An 860-nucleotide genomic window follows, 5' to 3' on the forward strand; every position below is an offset into this window, starting at 1 on the left:
AACTGCGCCCGATCCGCGTGGGCGGCGAACACCGACAACATCGACGGCACGAAATCCGTCACCGTAACCCGCTGCGCCGCAATCGTTTCCGCCACATACAACGGATCCCGATGACCATCCGGCGTCGCCACCACCAACGTCGCGCCCGCCCGCAACGGCATGAAGAAACCCCACAGCGACACATCGAACGTGGTGGCGGTCTTCTGCAGATAGACGTCACCCGCACCCAGCGGATACTGCGACAACATCCACTCGATCTGATTGTGAATCGCCTCGTGCGACACCGCCACACCCTTCGGGCGGCCCGTCGATCCCGACGTGAAAATGACGTACGCGGTATCCGATGGCCGAACCGGCGCACGCAGCTCCGACTCCGCCAGAGCATCCACGGCTACCGACGACAGATCGATGGTGTCGATCTCCACCACCGGCACACCACCCGGCACCACGAAACCATCACGCGCCGTCGTCAACACACACACCGGACGCGCCACATCCAGCACATACCCCACCCGCTCCACCGGATGATCCGGATCCAACGGCACATACGCACCACCCGCAGTCAGCACCGCATACATACCGACCACCAAATCCACCGACCGGCGAACCGCCAACCCCACCAACGACTCCGGTCCCACACCACGCCCCACCAACACACGCGCCAAACCATTGACCCGCGCATCCAACTCCGCATACGTCAACGACTCCCCACCCGGACCCACCACAGCAACAGCCCCCGGCGACCCCACCACCGCACGCCGGAAACCATCCAACAACAACCCACCAGACACCGGATACGCAGTCTCATTCCGACCACGCACCACACCAGCCAACTCACCCGCCGACAACACACCCACATC

At 63.6% G+C, this 860-nt stretch carries 1 protein-coding gene; it reads right to left on the reverse strand.

What is annotated here, in order from left to right; all coding sequences use genetic code 11:
• On the reverse strand, window positions 1-860 hold an 860-nt coding region (locus NK1_RS33195; RefSeq protein WP_157104575.1), incomplete at both ends, for an AMP-binding protein.

This window comes from Nocardia kruczakiae NBRC 101016, assembly GCF_001612965.1.
GTDB lineage: Bacteria > Actinomycetota > Actinomycetes > Mycobacteriales > Mycobacteriaceae > Nocardia > Nocardia kruczakiae.